This is a genomic window from Sphingomonas sp. UYAg733, assembly GCF_054057355.1.
In genome coordinates this window covers 217,153-235,269 of sequence record NZ_JBSRZE010000002.1, presented here as the reverse complement: position 1 = coordinate 235,269, position 18,117 = coordinate 217,153, and the positions used below count along the sequence as shown (strand labels likewise).

General features: G+C 63.4%; 24 protein-coding genes. 10 read left to right on the top strand and 14 right to left on the bottom strand.

Translation table 11 applies throughout. The features are described 5' to 3' along the window. Positions 1 to 13 precede the first annotated feature (13 nt). From ACVWZA_RS06165 to ACVWZA_RS06145, 5 genes are all read left to right on the top strand, one after another. Positions 14 to 649, top strand: a complete 636-nt coding sequence (locus ACVWZA_RS06165) for a YoaK family protein (protein ID WP_457310291.1) — start codon at positions 14 to 16, stop codon at positions 647 to 649. A gap of 117 nt (positions 650 to 766) precedes the next feature. After that, positions 767 to 2,734, top strand: coding sequence for a hypothetical protein (locus ACVWZA_RS06160; protein WP_457310290.1), 1,968 nt, complete (start codon positions 767 to 769; stop codon positions 2,732 to 2,734). 44 nt (positions 2,735 to 2,778) lie between these two features. Next, positions 2,779 to 3,324, top strand: a complete 546-nt coding sequence (locus tag ACVWZA_RS06155) for a J domain-containing protein (RefSeq protein ID WP_457310289.1) — start codon at positions 2,779 to 2,781, stop codon at positions 3,322 to 3,324. Beyond that, positions 3,306 to 3,635 (top strand): hypothetical protein, encoded by a 330-nt coding sequence (locus ACVWZA_RS06150; RefSeq protein ID WP_457310288.1) that lies wholly within the window; start codon positions 3,306 to 3,308, stop codon positions 3,633 to 3,635. The genes ACVWZA_RS06155 and ACVWZA_RS06150 overlap by 19 nt, the downstream gene beginning before the upstream one ends. A gap of 69 nt (positions 3,636 to 3,704) precedes the next feature. Next, positions 3,705 to 4,115, top strand: a complete 411-nt coding sequence (locus tag ACVWZA_RS06145; RefSeq protein ID WP_457310287.1) for a hypothetical protein — start codon at positions 3,705 to 3,707, stop codon at positions 4,113 to 4,115. A gap of 41 nt (positions 4,116 to 4,156) precedes the next feature. On the opposite strand, the gene ACVWZA_RS06140 is transcribed toward ACVWZA_RS06145, so the two are convergent. From ACVWZA_RS06140 to ACVWZA_RS06095, 10 genes are all read right to left on the bottom strand, one after another. Beyond that, positions 4,157 to 4,567 (bottom strand): SufE family protein, encoded by a 411-nt coding sequence (locus ACVWZA_RS06140; RefSeq protein ID WP_457310531.1) that lies wholly within the window; start codon positions 4,565 to 4,567, stop codon positions 4,157 to 4,159. A 66-nt stretch (positions 4,568 to 4,633) separates the two neighbouring features. Continuing rightward, positions 4,634 to 4,876, bottom strand: coding sequence for a hypothetical protein (locus ACVWZA_RS06135; RefSeq protein WP_457310286.1), 243 nt, complete (start codon positions 4,874 to 4,876; stop codon positions 4,634 to 4,636). Between the two features lie 29 nt (positions 4,877 to 4,905). Further along, positions 4,906 to 5,178 carry a hypothetical protein gene (locus ACVWZA_RS06130; protein ID WP_457310285.1) on the bottom strand — a complete coding sequence of 91 codons (273 nt, stop codon included), beginning with the start codon at positions 5,176 to 5,178 and terminating at the stop codon, positions 4,906 to 4,908. 208 nt (positions 5,179 to 5,386) lie between these two features. Next, the gene (locus ACVWZA_RS06125; protein WP_457310284.1) at positions 5,387 to 5,656 is read right to left on the bottom strand and encodes a hypothetical protein; all 270 of its coding nucleotides are present in this window, start codon (positions 5,654 to 5,656) and stop codon (positions 5,387 to 5,389) included. A 12-nt stretch (positions 5,657 to 5,668) separates the two neighbouring features. Next, entirely contained in the window at positions 5,669 to 5,998 is a 330-nt protein-coding gene (locus ACVWZA_RS06120) for a hypothetical protein (protein ID WP_457310283.1), read from the bottom strand. A gap of 15 nt (positions 5,999 to 6,013) precedes the next feature. Further along, entirely contained in the window at positions 6,014 to 6,313 is a 300-nt protein-coding gene (locus ACVWZA_RS06115) for a hypothetical protein (RefSeq protein ID WP_457310282.1), read from the bottom strand. A 27-nt stretch (positions 6,314 to 6,340) separates the two neighbouring features. Beyond that, a complete protein-coding gene (gene pspC, locus ACVWZA_RS06110; RefSeq protein WP_457310281.1) occupies positions 6,341 to 6,721 on the bottom strand; it encodes an envelope stress response membrane protein PspC in 381 nt (126 codons plus the stop codon). A 1-nt stretch (position 6,722) separates the two neighbouring features. Continuing rightward, a complete protein-coding gene (gene pspB, locus ACVWZA_RS06105) occupies positions 6,723 to 6,992 on the bottom strand; it encodes an envelope stress response membrane protein PspB (protein ID WP_457310280.1) in 270 nt (89 codons plus the stop codon). 1 nt (position 6,993) lies between these two features. Then, complete coding sequence (pspA, locus tag ACVWZA_RS06100) at positions 6,994 to 7,662, bottom strand: phage shock protein PspA (RefSeq protein ID WP_457310279.1); 669 nt, start codon at positions 7,660 to 7,662, stop codon at positions 6,994 to 6,996. A gap of 118 nt (positions 7,663 to 7,780) precedes the next feature. Then, on the bottom strand, positions 7,781 to 7,930 hold the full coding sequence (locus ACVWZA_RS06095) for a hypothetical protein (protein WP_457310278.1): 150 nt from the start codon (positions 7,928 to 7,930) through the stop codon (positions 7,781 to 7,783). Between the two features lie 186 nt (positions 7,931 to 8,116). Between ACVWZA_RS06095 and pspF the strand changes: the two genes are divergently transcribed. Together pspF and ACVWZA_RS06085 are read left to right on the top strand one after the other, a co-directional pair. Further along, positions 8,117 to 9,172 (top strand): phage shock protein operon transcriptional activator, encoded by a 1,056-nt coding sequence (gene pspF / locus ACVWZA_RS06090; protein WP_457310277.1) that lies wholly within the window; start codon positions 8,117 to 8,119, stop codon positions 9,170 to 9,172. Positions 9,173 to 9,440: 268 nt separating this feature from the next. Then, positions 9,441 to 10,049 (top strand): superoxide dismutase, encoded by a 609-nt coding sequence (locus ACVWZA_RS06085; RefSeq protein ID WP_457310276.1) that lies wholly within the window; start codon positions 9,441 to 9,443, stop codon positions 10,047 to 10,049. Positions 10,050 to 10,360: 311 nt separating this feature from the next. Here ACVWZA_RS06085 and ACVWZA_RS06080 read toward each other — a convergent pair whose 3' ends face one another. Genes ACVWZA_RS06080 through mtaB form a run of 3 tightly spaced genes read right to left on the bottom strand, consistent with a single transcriptional unit; the run spans position 10,361 to position 13,262 of the window. Continuing rightward, positions 10,361 to 10,999 (bottom strand): septation protein A, encoded by a 639-nt coding sequence (locus tag ACVWZA_RS06080; protein WP_457310275.1) that lies wholly within the window; start codon positions 10,997 to 10,999, stop codon positions 10,361 to 10,363. Then, a complete protein-coding gene (ftsY, locus tag ACVWZA_RS06075) occupies positions 10,996 to 11,931 on the bottom strand; it encodes a signal recognition particle-docking protein FtsY (protein ID WP_457310274.1) in 936 nt (311 codons plus the stop codon). The genes ACVWZA_RS06080 and ftsY overlap by 4 nt, the downstream gene beginning before the upstream one ends. Then, positions 11,928 to 13,262, bottom strand: coding sequence for a tRNA (N(6)-L-threonylcarbamoyladenosine(37)-C(2))-methylthiotransferase MtaB (gene mtaB, locus ACVWZA_RS06070; RefSeq protein WP_457310273.1), 1,335 nt, complete (start codon positions 13,260 to 13,262; stop codon positions 11,928 to 11,930). The genes ftsY and mtaB overlap by 4 nt, the downstream gene beginning before the upstream one ends. Before the next feature lie 22 nt (positions 13,263 to 13,284). On the opposite strand from mtaB, the gene ACVWZA_RS06065 reads away from it, so the two are divergent. Next, positions 13,285 to 13,863, top strand: coding sequence for a DUF924 family protein (locus tag ACVWZA_RS06065; protein ID WP_457310272.1), 579 nt, complete (start codon positions 13,285 to 13,287; stop codon positions 13,861 to 13,863). On the opposite strand, the gene ACVWZA_RS06060 is transcribed toward ACVWZA_RS06065, so the two are convergent. Beyond that, positions 13,838 to 15,472, bottom strand: coding sequence for a putative bifunctional diguanylate cyclase/phosphodiesterase (locus ACVWZA_RS06060; RefSeq protein WP_457310271.1), 1,635 nt, complete (start codon positions 15,470 to 15,472; stop codon positions 13,838 to 13,840). The two genes, ACVWZA_RS06065 and ACVWZA_RS06060, sit on opposite strands and share 26 nt — an antisense overlap. Positions 15,473 to 15,577: 105 nt before the next feature. On the opposite strand from ACVWZA_RS06060, the gene ACVWZA_RS06055 reads away from it, so the two are divergent. Together ACVWZA_RS06055 and ffh are read left to right on the top strand one after the other, a co-directional pair. Further along, positions 15,578 to 16,435, top strand: coding sequence for a hypothetical protein (locus ACVWZA_RS06055; protein WP_457310270.1), 858 nt, complete (start codon positions 15,578 to 15,580; stop codon positions 16,433 to 16,435). Positions 16,436 to 16,605: 170 nt separating this feature from the next. Next, the gene (gene ffh, locus ACVWZA_RS06050) at positions 16,606 to 18,087 is read left to right on the top strand and encodes a signal recognition particle protein (protein ID WP_457310269.1); all 1,482 of its coding nucleotides are present in this window, start codon (positions 16,606 to 16,608) and stop codon (positions 18,085 to 18,087) included. Positions 18,088 to 18,117: the final 30 nt, after the last annotated feature.

Genomic DNA, 18,117 nt, shown 5'->3' with positions numbered 1-18,117 from the left:
TAACCTGCTGGGAATGAAGCAGCTCGACCGTCCTGAATTGACGCTTGCCCTGACGCTCGCGGCGGTCGCCGGATTTGTCGATGCAGTCGCGTTCATCACGATCGGCCAGTTCTTCGTTTCTTTCATGAGCGGTAATTCGACTCGCTTGGCGGTCTCCGCGGCGCAGGAAATGTGGCCCGATCTGGTTTTTGCGGCGGGCCTGATCGCGCTGTTCGTTACCGGCGTTGCGGCGGGCAACATCATCGGCGAGAAAGTTCAGAGCGACCGGACCGTCGCGTTGCTGCTGGTCGAGGGGATGTTGCTGGCCGCCGCGGCGGCTTTGCACGCGACCGGGCGACCCCACGCCGCGACGCCGTTGATGGTCCTGGCGATGGGCAGCGCGAATGCCGTGTTCATGGTCGATGGCGAGGTGCGCTTCGGCGTCACCTATATGACCGGCGCGCTGGCCAGGGTCGGCGAGCGGCTCGCGGCGGCGACCACCGGCACCGGGCAATTGCGCGAAGCGATGCCTTGGCTCGGCCTGTGGTTCGCGCTGGTTTTCGGCGCCATTTTGGGCGCGGCGCTGGCGATCCGGTTGGGCGGAGTCGCGGTCGCGCTGCCCGCGGGGCTGTTGATGCTCGCCGCGCTGATAAGCCGCAGCCGCCTCTAGCCACATGTCTCGTGTGGCCGCCCATAGCCACATCTCTCACCGAACCGGTTGAAATGTCGCTGGCGTAGCCGGCCGGTTATCGACTATTCTTGGCAGTACACGGAAAAGGCGGGCAAAATGCTGGGGATTATGCTTATCGCGGCCCAGGCCGTGTCACCGGCCGCGGCCGTAAGCCCGGCTCCTGTGCAATCCGCGAAACGCTCTGTTCAGCAGGATTTCGAAGCGGCAACCGCGCTGCAGGACGCCGGAAAACATGCCGAGGCGCTCGCCGTCTGGGAAGCGCTGGAAAAGCGGATCCCCAAAAACAAACGCAGCCTGGCGATCATTCGCGTGCGCAAGGCGACGGCGCTGATCGGACTGCAGCGCCATGACGATGCGGTCGCGGCGGTCCGTGCCGGGCTGGCCGATCTGCCGATCGACGACCCGACGCTAAAGGCCGACCGCTATGTCGGCTGGTCGAACCTGGGGCGAATCGCGGAATATTCGCTCGACTATGCGAGCGCTGCCGAAGCCTATCGTCAGGCCGAACCGATCGCGAGCGACGATCTCAATCGCGTTGCCGCCTTTCGTGGCCTGGTCGAGGCGGAAACCTTCGTCGACCCCGACTCGGCAACCCGCGACATGGCGCGGGCGGAGGCGTTCATGGCGCCGTTGAAGATCGATGCACGGAACCGCGCGATTCTCAAGCGCGTCAAGAGCCAGTTGCTGATGAACCAGGGCAATTATGCGGCGGCTCAGCTCGAGGCCGGTGCGGCGGTGAAGCTGTTGGGTGGCCTGACCTCGAACACCGATCTGTACGACGTGGCGGCCCGGTCGAATTACGCGATCGCGGCATTGCTCAACGGCAAGACCGACGAAGCGCGCCGTTACATGGCGATGACCGGGGCGGGGCGCCTCAGCAAGGGTAGTTTCGATCCCGGCCCGCAGATGAAGGTGCCTGATTGCGGCGGCGAGGCCAATTTGCGGCCCGAGGATATGGCCGTTGTCGAACTTTCGATCGGCAGTGACGGGACGGTGTCCGCGGTTCCCGTCTATGCTGCGGGCGGCGGCGCGGTCGCGCTGGAATTCGCCCGTGCGGTACAGAACTGGTCGTTCGACCCGGTCCAGGTGAAAACGATGCCGACCTTTTTCCGCATTCGCATGCGCATCGAACTGCGCTGCTCCACGGTGTTCCAGCGCCCATCGGTCGGCGACTATCTCGATGGCGATCTCGCTTCCTGGCTGTCGAGCAAGGGCATCGCCCCGCCGCTGCTCGCGAACGGTTCGGATGCTGCGACGCTGCCCATGCTGCGCAGCCAGCTTGCGGCGGCCGAAGCACGCGACGGCAAGGATGCTCTCCCGTTGGTGCCTATCCTGCACCTGCTTGCACGCAATGCCGTCGTCCCGCGTCAGGAAGCGAACGGCTTTGCACGCCGGGCACTGGCCATCGTCACCACCGCCGGGGCACCCGCCACGGCGCGCTTCGCGATCGACCGCATCGTCGCGGCGAGCAGCGGTGCCGAGGGCTGGAACGCAAAGCGGGAGGTAAAAGCGATCATGCCGGCTCTGTCCTATCCGGCCTACGCCGCCGATGTGCCGGCCCGGTCGGCGATCCGCCTGATGCTGGCGGATGCCATGCGCACGTTCGACGAGAATGGCGCGCGCATCATGCTGAAGCAGGTCGGCGATGAACCCGCCCTGCCTGCCAACCACCCGCTACGCGTCGGCGCGCTGGTCCGGCTCGCCTCGCTCGAACAGGCGAACGGCAATGTCGACGCCGCGCGTACCGCGTTCGAAAGCTCCGGCCTGGCGGCCAATCAGTGCGCGTTAATCGATGCGCCGCCGCGTTTCCTGCACGCCGGCGGAACTTTCCCCAACGAAGCGCGGCAATGGGGCTTCGAGGGCTGGACACAGGTGCAGTTCGATGTCGCCGCCGATGGCAAGGTGCTCAACGAGCGCGCGATCGTTTCCTATCCGCCGTTCGTCTTCACCAAGGCGGGCAAGGAAACGCTCGCGACTGCGAAGTACGAGAAGAGTTTCCGCCCCGATGGTGGGCTGGGTTGCGGCGGCAGTGTGCAGCGCGTGAAGTTCCTGATCCAAAACTGATACCCGGGTTGCGCTCTCGTCCGCGCGGCCTATGTCGGGCGGCGATGGCGCGTTCTTCTTCTCGATCGGTCGACTGGGGCTTTCCTCGCTGGCGCGGCTATGGCTCCGCCGGCAGCGAGGCGGCGACGGTGCGCCTGTGCGACCGGCACGGATGCGAGGAGCCGGGCAATTGCCCCGCGCCGAAATCGCCCAACAGTCCCGAGCGCTGGTATTTCTGCCAGGAACATGCCGGCGAATATAATCGCGGCTGGAACTATTTCGAAGGGCTGACCGCCGAGGAAGCGGCCGAGCGCGAGGCCGCCGAACGGTCCACCGCCGATGGTTATACCGAATCGAAGCACCACAGCTGGGCCGGCCCGGGCGACGGCAGCCGGTCGCGTGACGAGATGCGTGCGCTCGACCTGTTCGAGCTCGAACCGGATGTCGATTTCGCCGCCATACGCCTCGCCTGGCGCCGGCTGGCGAAGGAAAACCACCCCGATGTCCGCCCCGGTGACGCCGAGGCGGCGAAGCGTTTTCAGGCGATCCAGGCAGCATATGATGTGCTTCGCCTGGCCGAGGAAACGCGGGAATGGAAACCGACCGCTTGAAGCCCGCCGGACTGAAATCGGTACGTTCGCATTGGTCGACCGCATTGTTGGTGTGCAAAAAATGTTCGAAGCGGCTCGACGGTGGATTTGGTCCAAAAGGGCGCACATCGCTGGCCAAGGCATTGCGCAAGGAACTTGGCAGCGGCAAGGGGCGCAAAGGCAAACTCGGTATCGTCGAAGTCAAATGCCTTGGCGTGTGCCCGCGCGGTGCCGTGACGATAGTCGATGCCGCCCATCCGGGTGAATGGAAGATCGTACCAGCCCGCCGGGACATTGCGGAAATCGTGTCGGCACTCCGTCTCGGCAAATAGGGTGATATTGGTCAGCCATGGTTCAGACCGGCTGTGTTATGATCCGACATAACGATAGGAGTTTTTGGCATGCGTGCAATTCATCTTATCCTTGCGGGCGCTCTGTTGATGGGCGGTGGTGTCGCCCAGGCTGAGCGATTGAGCCCGGAAGCAAAGCTGGCGAAGATGCTCGATGGGCGAATTGCCGGTGCGCCGGTGAGCTGTATCCAACTGCGGGACATTCAATCGAGCGAGATCGTCAACAAGACCGCCATCGTCTATCGCGGCAGGAACGGGACGCTGTACGTCAACAAGGTGGACGGCGGCGCGGCATTCCTCGATGATGACGATATCCTTGTCAGCAAGACCTATTCCAGCCAGTTGTGCAGTATCGACATCATACAGCTGATTGATCGGTCGTCGCGCATGTCGAGCGGTTCGGTCGGCCTGAGCGAGTTCGTGCCATATCCGAAACCGCCAAAAACCGCCGCCGCCCGCTAGAGCGACGGCGCGGCGGGGGTGAAGGCCAACCGAATTATTCCTTAGACGGCGGCGTATCGCGCCGCCGTATCGCGGATCAGCGCGATCATGTTGGGAATGCCCTGGGTGCGGTTCGAACTGAGCTGGCTCTTCAGTTCGAACGGCGCGAGTGCCGCCTGGATGTCGGTGGCGAGGATCGCCGCCGGTGCGGCATCCTGTACAGTCAGCAGGACCAGCGCGATGATGCCCTTGGTGATAGCGGCGTTTGAATCGGCGAGGAAGTGGAGCGCTCCATCGTCGCGGACGGTGGGATAAACCCATACAGAGGCGGAACAGCCTCGAACCAGTGTCGCGTCGGTCTTGAGCGCTTCCGGCATTGGCTCCAGCGCGCGCCCCAGGTCGATCAGCATACGGTACCGGTCGTCGGCGTCGAGAAAGCCATATTCGTCTTGCAGGTCGGAAAGATCGGGCATGGCGCCGGCTATAGCCTCGTTGCCCGCCATGCCAACCTCAACTTCCCGGCAATGGCCGGGGAGAGGTCAGAGATCCACGCCGGCGGCAATCGCCTCGAGCTTGCGAATGCGTTCCTTCAGGTCTGCGATCTCGATCCGCGCGCTGGCGCTGGGCACCGGGGCGGCGGGATGGAAGTCGCCATTCGCCCGCAGCTCCTGCTGCTTGAGCGCCAGCCAGCCGCGCCAGCCGGTGAGGGTGGCCAGGGTCAGCATGCCGAGGCCGGCCAATGCTGCGGCGGATAAGGTCAGATAGAAGTTCGGATCGGTCATGATCCCTGCTCCTTAGTTTGGATTTGGGTTTAGCTGCGGTCGCGGAGCTTCTCGATCTCACGATCGAGGCGGGCGCCGCTGTCGTTGCTGTCGGTGGCCAGGCGTTCCAGGACGGCGAGGCGATCCTTCATTGCCTTCAATTCCTCGCGCAGCCGCTGGTTCTCGTTTTCGGTCGCCGCGTCGTCACGGCGTAGGTTGAACCTGCTGTCACGCTTGTCCTGGCCGACGCCGAACCGCGCCTGAAGGACTTTGCCGATCGTGATCACGACGATGATCGCAACGACCATTTCAAAGGGGTTCATGGGGAGGCTTCCCTTATTCTCTTGTTCTTGATGGTCAGAACTACTGCGCGTTGCGGGCTTCGCGCTCCTGGCGACGCAGCGGGCGATCGACGCGTTCGGTCAGATACACGCCGATGCCGGCGATGGTGGCGAGTATAGCGAAGATGATAAGCACGTCGTGATTCCTTTCGGGGAGGGTTCAGTTTGAATGGCGCGTTTCACCGCGCGGTTAGTTGAGCGGTGCGCTGTCATCGCGCAGGCGGTCGATTTCATCGGCAAGTTCGATGCCGCGGTCGGTGACGATACGCTCCAGCACGCGGACACGCTGTTCCAGACTGCTGGTCTGGGAGGCGTATTGCGCTGCCTTTTCGGCAATCATCTTGGCTTCGAGCTCCATCTGGCGATGCTTGTAGGTAAACCAAGGTTTGATGAAGACGCCGCCGAAGATCGCGAGCAGACCGCAGGATATTCCGAGAATGGGGATCAGCAGGGGGTTCATCGGACTTGTTCCTCAGTTCGGTTTGGTTCGCAGGCTTTCGATCTCGCGATCGAGGTTGTGCGCGCTGTCGGTAACGATCCGCTCGACATTGGCGAGCCGGTCCTTGATCGATCCGATCTCAGCCCGGAGCTGGCCATTTTCCTGGCTGAGCAGGCGGATGCGTTCGGCGGCTTCCTGATCGGTCTTGGGATAGATCGCCTGGCCCCATTGCCCGTCCAGCGGATAGCCATGGCGGATGCGCATCCAGGTCGTGATCACCCAGCCCATCACGCCCGCAACTGCGACGATGGCGATGAGCGGGCCGATGGCGCTGATGACCGGTATGAATTGTGTTGGGTTCATGGTCGTTTTCCTATTTCAGCGCAGCGAGTCGATTTCGCGAGCGGTGCGCTCGGCGGGGTCGGTCGCGATGCGTTCGAGGACGGCGATCCGTTCCTCCAGGCGGCTGATCTGGCCGGTCAGGCGTTCATTCTCCGAAGAGAGCAGCCCGATCTTGCGCTCGGCATCGACCGCCACATCGGTACGGTGGCTCTTCTTGCCGGACCATTCATCCTCCATCGGATAGCCGTGACGGGCACGGATCCAGTTGTTGATGATCCATCCGGCCGTGGAGATCGCGATGATCGCGATGATAAAGCCCGGTCCACCCCAATTCATTGTCGTTCTCCCTGACCAGCCGGTGTCTTAGCGCAGGCTGTCGATCTCATTGGCGAGCGAGCTGTTGCGGCTCGTATAGTGCATTTCGATATCGGCGAGCCGGCGGTCGATTTCGCGGAAGGTCGATCGTACTTCGGCGGTCGAACGCTTCGGGTTGGATCGGACGCCCTGCCAGAATTTCGCATCCTCGGGCGTGTCGTACAGGCCGTAAGGTTTCGTGTCGGCCATCCAGGCGGCGAGCCAGTAAGCGAGCAGCGTCCAGGGGAAACCGCCGGCAAGGGTGAGGACCACGGTGCCGATCCGGACCCAGGTGACATCCACCCCGGTATAGTCGGCGATCCCGGAGCAGACGCCGAGCCATTTGCGGTTCTGCTTGTCGAGATAGAATTTGGTGCGGCTGGCGGACATTTCAGCTCCTCCTGGTAATTTCATAATCGGTGCTGGATGCGCTCGGCAGTCCGGGCCTCCAGTCGGGATTGTCGGCCGCAACGATGCGTTCGACGGTGTTGAGGCGGTCTTCGAGGCGGCGGGCGAGCATATGCATCTCATCGAGCAGCTTCTCGTCCTCCTGCGTGATCTTTGGCGCCTGCTTCCACTTCGTGACGTAGTGCAGGATCACCCAGGGCATTCCCACGAAGAGCAGACCGCAGACAAAGACCGGGACGATGACATCTTCCATCTCAGCTGTCCTTGCCCAGGCGTGCCTTGAGCGCGGCGAGGTCGGCATCGACCTTCTCGGCGGACTTCAGCTCGGCCAGTTCCTCTTCCAGGCTCTTCTGCGGCCCGCCCAGGCTCAGCGCATCGGCGCGGCCCTCGGCGAAGTCCACCCGGCGTTCCATTACTTCGAAGCGCGAGAACGCGTCCTGGATCTTGGGGCCGGCATACATATCGCGCAGCTTGAAGCGGTTGTTGGCGCTTTCCAGCCGGGTAACGATCGAATTCTGCCGCGTCCGCGCTTCGCGCAGCTTGTTCTGCAGCTTGGCGATGTCCTCCTCCGAAGCGCGCAGCGCATCATCTAGCACGCCGATCTCCGCACGCAGCTGGTCGGCCATATCGGCGGCCTTCTGGCGCTCGACCAAAGCGGCCTTGGCAAGATCCTCACGGTCCTTCGACAGCGCGAGTTCGGCCTTTTCGGTCCAGCTTTCCTGCAGCGTGTCCAGCTTGGAGATGTGACGGCGCATTTCCTTCTGATCGGCGATGGTGCGCGCGGCGGAGGCGCGAACCTCGACCAGGGTTTCCTCCATTTCGAGGATGATCATGCGGATCATCTTCGACGGGTCTTCCGCCTTGTCGAGCAGATCGGTGAAGTTCGCGGCGATGATGTCGCGGGTGCGGGAGAAAATGCCCATCGGTAAACTCCTTGAAGATACGCTGGCCGGAATACTGGGCCGTTGAGTGGGGTTGAAGGGATTAGGGTGCCGGGGTGGTGCAAGGGGCGTTGGACCACCCCGGCTGGCGCCGCTCGATTTATGCGTGAGCGGCGATCTGGTAAGTGGGGGCGGTAGCGGCTTGGGCCGGTGCGACGGCGCCGAGTACGAACACTGTGCTGCACACGATGGTGCAGACGATCGCTGCGACGGTGTGGCGGGCGTTGCGGGGGTTATAGTCGTTGTTCATGTCGAAAATTCCCTGTTTCTGGCCGGTTGCGGCGGTAATCGGTGCCGCTCATCGGCGGTTGCTGAGAGTATTGCAGGACCCGTGCCAATTTGAAGATTGACGCAAATCCGCCATTTTCCTGTCATTTTGTTCAGCTTGGTATTTTCCATCTTGCCAAGGCTTGGGAATTTACGCCAAGCGTTGGGCATGGATCGCACCACACAGGTCATCGGCCAGTCGACCGAATTTCTCGACGTGCTGGAACGCGCCAGTCGCGCCGCAGCGCTGGACCGGCCGGTGCTGGTGATCGGCGAACGGGGTACCGGCAAGGAACTGGTCGCCGAACGGCTTCACCGCCTGAGCCCGCGCTGGGATCAGCCACTGGTGATCATGAACTGCGCCGCGCTGCCGGAGACGTTGATCGAAGCCGAATTGTTCGGCCATGAGGCCGGCGCCTTTACCGGAGCCACCAAGGCGCGGGTCGGGCGCTTCGAGGAGGCCGATGGCGGCACCCTGTTCCTCGACGAACTCGGCACCTTATCGATGGGCGCGCAGGAGCGCTTGTTGCGCGCGGTCGAATATGGCGAGATCACCCGAATCGGCTCGTCGCGCCCGATGCGCGTCGATGTCCGCATCGTTGCGGCGACCAACGAACATCTGCCCGAAAAGGTCGAACGCAATCAGTTTCGCGCCGATCTGCTCGACCGACTGAGCTTCGAGGTCGTGACCCTGCCGCCGCTGCGCGCGCGGCCCGGCGACGTGATGGTCTTGGCTGACCATTTCGGCCGGCGCATGGCAGCGGAGATGGGTCGCGACGAATGGTCCGGCTTCGGTCCGCAGGCGATCGACGCGCTGGTTGATTATCAATGGCCGGGCAATGTCCGCGAACTGCGCAACGTGGTCGAACGCGCGGTCTATCGCTGGGAACTGGGCGGCGCGATCGAAACGATCGAATTCGACCCGTTCCATTCACCCTATCAACCGGCGAGCGCCGCCCGGCCGGCGGTCGCGCCGTCTCGCATGGCTGAAGACGAAGTCGGCGATTTGCCGGCGGCGGTTGCAGGTGAAAGTGCTGCCGAGGGCGGATCCGATTTCAAATCGCGCATCGCTCGTTTCGAACGCGATCTGCTCGCCAAGGCGCTGGCCGAACACCGCTTCAACCAACGCGCGACCGCCGAAGGGCTGGGGCTCAGCTACGATCAGCTTCGCCATGCGCTCAAGCGTCACGGCCTGATTTCAGCGGGGCAGATCCGCGACGATTAGATCTGCATCGTTTGGTGCCTCCCGTAATTTGTGCTTTCACGGCGAAGCAGGGAGGCAACAGGAAAAATGCCCGGGTCCACGCATTTGCGCGGGCGCGACCTTGTCCGCCTCGCGCAGCTCCCCATCTCCGCCCTGTGTCGATTTCCACGGATCATCGGCACCGGGCTTGGCGGGATCGTTTGCCACCTGTAACGAATTCGCACCACCCGGCTGAACCAGGTCGCCCGACAGGCGTTTGGTGACCGACACTAAAGAGATGGAGCTTTACATGGCCTTCGAATTACCGCCGCTTCCCTACGCCTATGACGCGCTGGAGCCGACCATCAACGAAGAGACGATGAAGTTCCATCACGACAAGCATCACAAGGCCTATACCGATAAGCTCAACGAGGGCGTCGAGAAGGACCCGTCGCTTGCCGGCAAGACGATCGAGCAGATCCTCGCGGTGATTTCGTCGCAGCCGCCGCTGGTGCGCAACAATGGCGGTGGTTTCTGGAACCACGACTTTTTCTGGAAGATCATGGCTCCGGGCGGCGGCACGCCGTCGGGCAAGCTGGCCGAAGCGATCAAGGCGTTCGGCGGCCTCGACAAGCTCAAGGAAGAATTCAACACCAAGGGTGCCGGTCAGTTCGGTTCGGGCTGGGCCTGGGTCATCGCCGATTCATCCGGTGCTTTGAAAGTCACCTCGACGCCCAACCAGGACAATCCCCTGATGGACGACGCCAAGGACAAGGGCACCCCGATCCTCGGTAACGACGTGTGGGAGCACGCTTATTACCTGACCTATCGCAACGACCGCGCTGCCTATCTCAAATCATGGTGGGACGTGGTGAACTGGGACGAAGCCGGCAAGCGCTACGACGCCGCGGTCGGCTGATCCGCAGATCATCGAAACGGCGAGGGCCTCGGGAAACCGGGGCCCTTTTTCGTTTGTCGCAACGGGTCGGTATTCGAAACAACCATTTGATGTATAATGATATTATTCGGATTTGACGACGGTGTGGGCTCAGAGATATGTTACATTACTGGTGTAACATATCTCCCGTCGCTCGACCCTTCGGCCCTGTTGTCAGCGGCGATTCAACCATCACGCCGGATCGGGCATGTCATCCTTTGTCGGGCATTACCGGCGCGCTCTTTCTTAGTGTCGAATCAGCATCGCGAGCGCCATGGCCTCGCCCGACGGGCTCAGCCTTCGGGTGGTATCGGCGGTGTTTCATCCTCGCCGACCTTCAGCCCGTGCTTCATCAGCATCGGCACATTCGCAAAGGCGAAGATCAGCGTCAGCGGCACCGCGCCCCAAAGCTTGAACCCGGCCCAGAAAGCGGGATCGTCGGTGCTGAGCGGTGCGGTATAGCGCCACACACTTTCGTTCAGCACCGCCATGAACACGAAGAACAGCGCCCAGTTGATCGTCAACTGCCGCCAGCCGGCCGCATCGACGCCCGGATATGCGGTATCGAGCAATTGCTGCAGTAACGGCCGCTTGGTCACGAGTCCAAACGCGAGGATCGCCGCGAACATGGAATAGACGAAGGTCGGCTTCATCTTGATGAAGGTGCCGTCGTGGAAATACAGCGTCAGGCTGCCGAACACGAGCACCAGCGTGCCGGAAATCCACAGCATCGGCGAGATATGCCCGGTCTTTACCCGCGACACGATCATCGCGATGACGCTCGCCACCATGAACGCCGCGGTCGCGGCGAGCAGCTTGCCCAGTGCGGGCCCACCGGCCAGCGCATTGACGAGGAAGAACACGGCGAGCGGCCCGATATCGATCGCGAGGCGCAGGCCGGTGCCGATCGGCGGGCGGGTTGAACTGGTCATTTCACCGCTCCTTCCACACCGGCAATGATCCGCGCAACCTCGTTCGCATCGAACGGGCGCAGATCGCCCATGCTCTCGCCAACGCCGATCGCATGGATCGGCAGGCCGAATCTCTCCGCCGCCGCGACCAGAACGCCACCGCGCGCGGTGCCATCGAGCTTGGTCATGACCAGGCCGGTGACACCGGCATCCTTCTGGAACACTTCGATCTGGCTCAGCGCGTTCTGCCCGGTCGTCGCGTCGAGCACCAGCACCACATCGTGCGGCGCTGCCGGATTGAGCCGCCCGAGCACGCGGCGGATCTTGGACAGTTCGTCCATCAGCTCGCGTTTATTCTGCAGGCGCCCTGCGGTATCGACGATCAGCACGTCGATGCCTGTCGCGGTCGCCTGCTTGACCGCCTCGTAAACGATCCCGGCCGCGTCACCGCCTTCCTTGCCACTGATGATCGGCACCCCGACCCGCTCGGCCCAGGTCGCGAGCTGGCCGATCGCGGCGGCGCGGAACGTGTCGCCAGCGGCAAGCATCACGCCATAATCCTGCTCCATCAGCAAATGGGCGAGCTTGGCGATGGTGGTGGTCTTGCCGGAGCCATTGACGCCGATGACGAGGATCACTTGCGGGCGCGGGAACGCTTCGATCTCGAGCGGCTTGGCCACTTTGGCGAGCACTTTCTCGATCTCCTCGGCGACGATCAGGCGGATGCCGAGCTCTTCCATGTTGCGCTCATATTGTCCCTCGGCGAGCCGCGCGCGGATTCGTGCTGATGTTTCCGGCCCCAGGTCGGATGCGATCAGCGCCTCCTCGATATCATCGAGTGTCGCATCATCGAGCCGCGCCGCGCCGAGCCCGGCGAGATTGCCGAGCAACCGGTCGGAGGTGCGCTTGAAGCCGCCGAGCAATTTGTCGTGCCAGCTAGGGGTAGTGCTCATGTGATCAGTTCCATATCGACGTCAACCCCGCGAAAGCGGCGGTCCCGCTTCTGCTGCGACGGTAGAGAAGAAGCCGGATCCCCGCTTTCGCGAGGATGACAGGACAGGGCGGTCAATCGGGCCTCGGCGGTCACCCCCGTGACCAACACGTCGATCACGCTGCCGACCTCGTCCACCGTATCGAGGCGAACTTCCGCGAAATTGCCTGAATGACCCCGGTCTCCGGGGCGTTCGACCAGTACCGCCTGAGTGGTCCCGACCAGGCTCTCAAGCCATGCCGCCCGCCGCCGCTCGGCCGACCCACGCAGCAACGCCGCGCGTGCCTTGCGTATGTCAGGCGCGACCTGCGGCATCTTTGCCGCCGGCGTGCCGGCGCGGGGCGAATAGGGAAAGATATGCGCGTGGACCACGTCGCAATCGTCGATCAGCGCCAGCGTGTTGGCGAACATGGCGTCGGTTTCGGTCGGGAAACCCGCGATCAGGTCGGCACCGATCGCGATCTCCGGCCGCGCCGCCTTGAGCCGCTCGACCGCAGCGACCGATTGCGCCCGGTCATGGCGGCGCTTCATCCGTTTCAGGATCATGTCATCGCCTGCCTGAAAGGACAGGTGCACATGCGGCATGATCCGCGCTTCGCCGGTGATCAGGTCGAACAGCCGGTTGTCGATTTCGATCGAATCGAGCGACGACAGGCGTAGTCGCTCCAGTGCCGGCACGTGGCGCAGGATGCGCTCGACCAGCAAACCTAGGCTGGGCGCGCCGGGCAGGTCGGGGCCATAGCTGGTCAGGTCCACTCCGGTTAGCACAACCTCGCGGTGCCCGGCGTCGACCAGCCCGGCGATCCGGTCGATGACCGCGCCCGCCGGCACCGAACGGCTGTTGCCGCGCCCGAACGGGATCGCGCAAAACGTGCAGCGATGGTCGCAGCCGTTCTGCACCTCGACAAAGGCGCGGGCGTGCGCCGCGAAGGCGGCGGCGAGGTGAGGGGCGGTCTCGCGCACCTGCATGATATCGCCGACCACCACCGGGTCTTGAACCTCCCAGGCCGGCGCTGTGAGCTTTTCCGCATTGCCGATCACCCGGTCGACCTCGGGCATGGCGGCGAATCCTGCGGGATCGATCTGCGCTGCGCATCCGGTGACGACGATCTGCGCGCCCGGTCGGTCGCGCCGAGCGCGGCGGATCGCGCTGCGCGTCTGGCGCACGGCCGCGTTGGTCACGGCGCAGCTGTTGATCACAACCATATCGCGACCGGCAACGAGCGCGCGGATCGTTTCGCTTTCAGCGATGTTCAACCGGCAGCCCATGCTGATAATGTCGGGGTCAGCCATAATCGTGGCCGGGAGATGGGGCATGAGCGGTGATCTAGGTGCGAAGCCGGACGAAGTCCATGAAAAGGCCAGCACCGTGCTGCACTTCTGGTTCGACGAAGTGCCGCCCGACAAATGGTACGCAAGGGATGAGGCGCTCGATCGCACGATCACGGAGCGTTTCGGCGCGGTGCGCGATCTTGTCCTGGCGACCATGGCGGCCGGCTGGCGCGACGATCCGGATACGGTGCTCGCCGCGGTGATCCTGCTCGATCAATTCTCGCGCAATATCCACCGTGGTACGGCGGCGGCGTTCGCGGCCGACCCGCTGGCGTTGAAGTTGACGGAGCGCGCACTCATCCTTGCCTGGGACGATCGGCAACCCGTCGAGCGCCGCGCATTTCTCTATATGCCGATGATGCATACCGAAAATCGCAAGATACAGGCAAAGAGCGTCGCCTGGTTCGAACGGCTCGGCAATGAGGAAAACGTCAAATTTGCCCGTGAGCATGCCGAGGTGATCGAGCGTTTCGGCCGATTCCCGTCACGCAACGCTGCACTCGGGCGCGAATCGACGCCTGAAGAACTCGACTATCTCAGCCGGCCAGACGCCGGCTGGTAGGATCGCTCGACTGGGGTTCGGTAATCGGCAGCGGCTGCCGCAATAGCCGTTTTTCCGCGAGCAGGCGCCGTACATTGGCAACGCTCAGCGGTCGGCCATAAAGATAGCCCTGCCCCTTGGAGCAGCCCAGCGCACGCAACCTTTCCTCGATCGACGCGTCCTCGATGCCCTCGGCGGTGATCGGCAGGTTGAGGCTGTCGCCCAGTCGCGTGATCGCGTTGACGATCGCCGCGCTTTCCGAATTGTCGTTGATCGACATGACGAAACTCTTGTCGATCTTGATCCGGTCGAACGGCAATGCGCGCAGATGGGCAAGCGAGGAATAGCCAGTGCCGAAATCGTCGAGCGCGAGGCGGATGCCCTGGTTCTTGAGCGACCCGACGATCGATTGCGCGAGCGCGAGATTGTCGAACAGCGAACTTTCGGTGATCTCGATCTCCAGCCGGCTCGCGGGGAACCCCGTTTCGGTCAGCACCTTGATGATTTTCTGCGCCAGCCAGGCGTCCTTGAGCTGCCAGGGCGAGATATTGACCGACAACGAGAGGCTGGGATCCCAGTCCTTCGCCGCGACGAACGCCTGGCGCATGATCGACAGCGACAGCTCCGCGATCATGCCGGTTTCCTCGGCGATCGGAATGAATTTGTCGGGTACGATCAGACCGCGTGTCGGATGTTCCCAGCGTGCCAGCACCTCGAAGCCGCCGAGCCGACCGGTGGTCAGGTCGATCTGCTGTTCGAAATAGGGCACGATTTCGAGCCGCGGGATGGCGGCGCGCAGGCCGCTCTCCAGCTCGTTGCGCGCCTGCAGCTCACGCTCCATCGACAGGTCGAACCAGGCATAGCGGTTGCGGCCCGAATTCTTCGCCGCATACATTGCGATGTCGGCCGATCGCATCAGCGCGTCGATGCTGGCGCAATCGAAATCGGATCGCGCCACGCCGACCGAGGCGCTGATATGCAGTTGCAGGCCCTCGGCATGGAAGGGCTGGGCGAGGCGGCTGATCAGTTTCTCGGCGATCCGCTCGACCGTATCGGGATGCGCTGGATCGAACAGAAAGGCGCAGGCGAATTCGTCGCCGCCGAAGCGTGCAGTGAGCGAGATTGATGGCATCGCCGCGGCGATCTCGATCGCGACCTGGCGCAACAATGCATCGCCGGTGGCGTGGCCATGCATGTCGTTGACTGTCTTGAAATGGTCGAGGTCGAGCATCAGCATCGCCATCGCCTTGTTGCGGCGTTCGGCGCGCACGAACATGGCGGCGCCTTCTTCCGCCAGGCTGCGGCGATTGAGGAAACCGGTCAGCGGGTCTTTCGACGCCAATTGCTGCGCGCGCTCCTCCGCGGCGGCGCGGATCGTCACTTCGATGCTGAGTTCGCGATGGCGGCGCCAGCCGAACAGGATCAGCGCGACATTGAGCAGCAAGGCAATGACCAGGGTCTGGTCGCTCCCGGTTCCGCCGGCGAGGTATTGCCTGAGCGTGGTCGACAGCACCGCACTCCCGGTGCCGACGAACAACAGAATTGCGGCAACCGTGATCGCGCCGTTCAGCAGCTCGCGTTTGGCCGTGATCGGCTGTTGGATGATGTCTTCGCCTATATCCAGCGCCATGCCGGTCTGCCCCACGATCCTGTTGATGTCCCTGATCTCATGGATCGTGTGTAGAAGACGTTAAGCCGGCCTTGCGTGTGCGGCCGTGTTTGATATCAATCGCGCATGACGATTCTCGCTCTCTTCGCACTGGCGCTGGGCGCAGCCGCTCCAGCCGATATCCGTGAACCGATCCGGCAATCCGAGGCGGCCTTGTATGCCGCCGATTTTGAGACCGGCACGCGGCACCTGGACGCCGCGCTCGGCACTGCGCGCCTCGCCCCGGATGCACGGCTCGAATTGCTCGTCCAGAAACTCCGCTTCCAGCAGAATGCGCGCTTGGCGGGCGTGACGGTCGGCGATGAAAAAGCCGTTATCGGCGAAATCGAGACGCTGATGAAGACGAGTGGCAACCGCTCGCTTAAGGGGTTGGCGACGCTGCGGCTGACCATCTCGACTTACTTCACCGCGCTGATCGCCGATCAGACCGCCAAGTCGCTCGACTTCGTGCCGACCTTCCTGTCGGCCGCCGAAGCGATCGAGGCACCGTGCCAGCGTTCGGAAGCATTGTTCTTCGCCGCGTTGATGCCGCAGGTCGCTGGTGAGGTCGCCGCATCGAAGGTAGGGCTCGAAGCCGCGCGGAAGGCGACGGCCGACGGATGCGCGCTGGAGCAATCCTATATCGACCGGCACTTTGCTTGGGTCGCCGAGGATGCCGGCGACCTTACCGCCGCGCGCGATTTCGCGGTGAGGAGTTCGGCGACGCGCCGCCAGATCGGCTTCGAGATATTTCAACCGTTTTCGTTGTTGCTCGAGGCCGATCTCGAGGCCAGGACCGGGAACGCAGCGCGGGCCGATGCCCTTGTGCACGAGGCGGTCGATATGGCGCGTCGACTGAAGCTGACAGCGGCGAGCACCGAGGCTTGTGCCGTGATCAAATCGCGCGCGTTGGTCTCCGACAAATGCGCGCCGATATCGCTCTGAACGGGTGCGGTTGCGTTTCCGCGCTTTGCCCCCTATAGCCCGGCGCGTTCCCGCAAAAACGCAGGGGCACCGTCCACCGCAGGACGGTCATACGCTGGCTGACGAGGTTTCGTCCGCCGGCGTTTCTTGCGTTTCAAGGGAATAGCCGCGATCGGCAACGGAGTTTGTTGATGTTTGAAAGCCTGAGCGACCGCCTTGGTGGTGTGTTCGATCGACTGCGGGGGCGCGGTGCGCTGACCGAAGCGGACGTGCGCGCGGCGATGCGCGAAGTCCGCGTCGCGCTGCTCGAAGCCGATGTCGCGCTGCCCGTCGCGCGCGATTTCGTCGACAAGGTGACCGAGCTCGCGATCGGCCAGAACGTGCTGCGTTCGGTCACGCCGGGTCAGCAGGTCGTCAAGATCGTCAACGACGCGCTGGTCGAGATGCTCGGCGCGGAATCCGCCGAGCTCGAACTCGGTGTCACGCCGCCGGCGGTGATCATGATGGTCGGCCTGCAGGGTTCGGGCAAGACCACGACCACGGCCAAGATCGCCAAGCGCCTGGCGGGCCGTGATCGCAAAAAAGTGCTGATGGCGTCGCTCGACGTCAATCGCCCGAACGCGCAGGAACAGCTCGCCACGCTCGGCACCCAGGCCGACGTCGCGACCCTGCCGATCGTGCTGGGCCAGCAGCCGGTCGATATCGCACGCCGCGCGCTACAGGCAGCCAAGTTGCAGGGCTATGACGTCCTGATGCTCGATACCGCGGGCCGTCTCCATGTCGATCAGACCTTGATGGACGAGATGCGTGCCGTCGCCGATGTCGCCAGGCCTGCCGAAATCCTTCTCGTCGTCGATGCGCTGACCGGACAGGACGCGGTCAATGTCGCGAAAAGCTTCTCCGAACAGGTGCCGTTGACCGGTATCGTGCTGACCCGCATGGACGGCGATGCGCGCGGCGGCGCGGCGCTGTCGATGCGCGCCGTCACCGGCAAGCCGATCAAGTTTGCCGGCATGGGCGAAAAGCTCGACGCGCTCGAAGCATTCCATCCCAGCCGGGTCGCCGGCCGCATCCTCGGCATGGGCGACGTGGTCGGCCTGGTCGAGCGCGCGGCGGAGGTCATCCAGCAGGAAGATGCCGAGAAGATGGCGGCGAAACTGGCCAAGGGCCAGTTCGACATGGACGATCTGCGCAGCCAGCTCGCCCAGATGCGCCGCATGGGTGGTCTCGGCGCGCTCGCCGGCATGATCCCAGGCATGAAGAAGGCGCAGGCGGCGATGGCCTCCGGCGCGGTCGACGAACGCATCCTGCTGCGCATGGACGCGATGATCACATCGATGACGCAAAAGGAACGCACCAAACCGGACGTGATCAACGCCAAGCGCAAGATCCGTATTGCCAGGGGCAGCGGCACAACGGTGCAGGACGTCAACAAGTTGCTGAAAATGCACCTCGAAATGTCCACTGCGATGAAGAAGATCCGCAAGATGGGCGGCATGCGCGGGATGGCGGCCATGCTCGGCAAGGGCGGTATGGGCGGTCTTGGCAACGCGCTCGGCGGCAAGGGGCTGGGCGACATGCTTGGCGGCGCCGGCGGGGGCGGGCTCCCCGGTCTCGGCGGCGGCCAGGCCAAATTGCCGCCCGGTTTCGAAAATCTGCTCAACAAGAAATAACTCTCTCAATCCAGATCATTTTCAGATCAC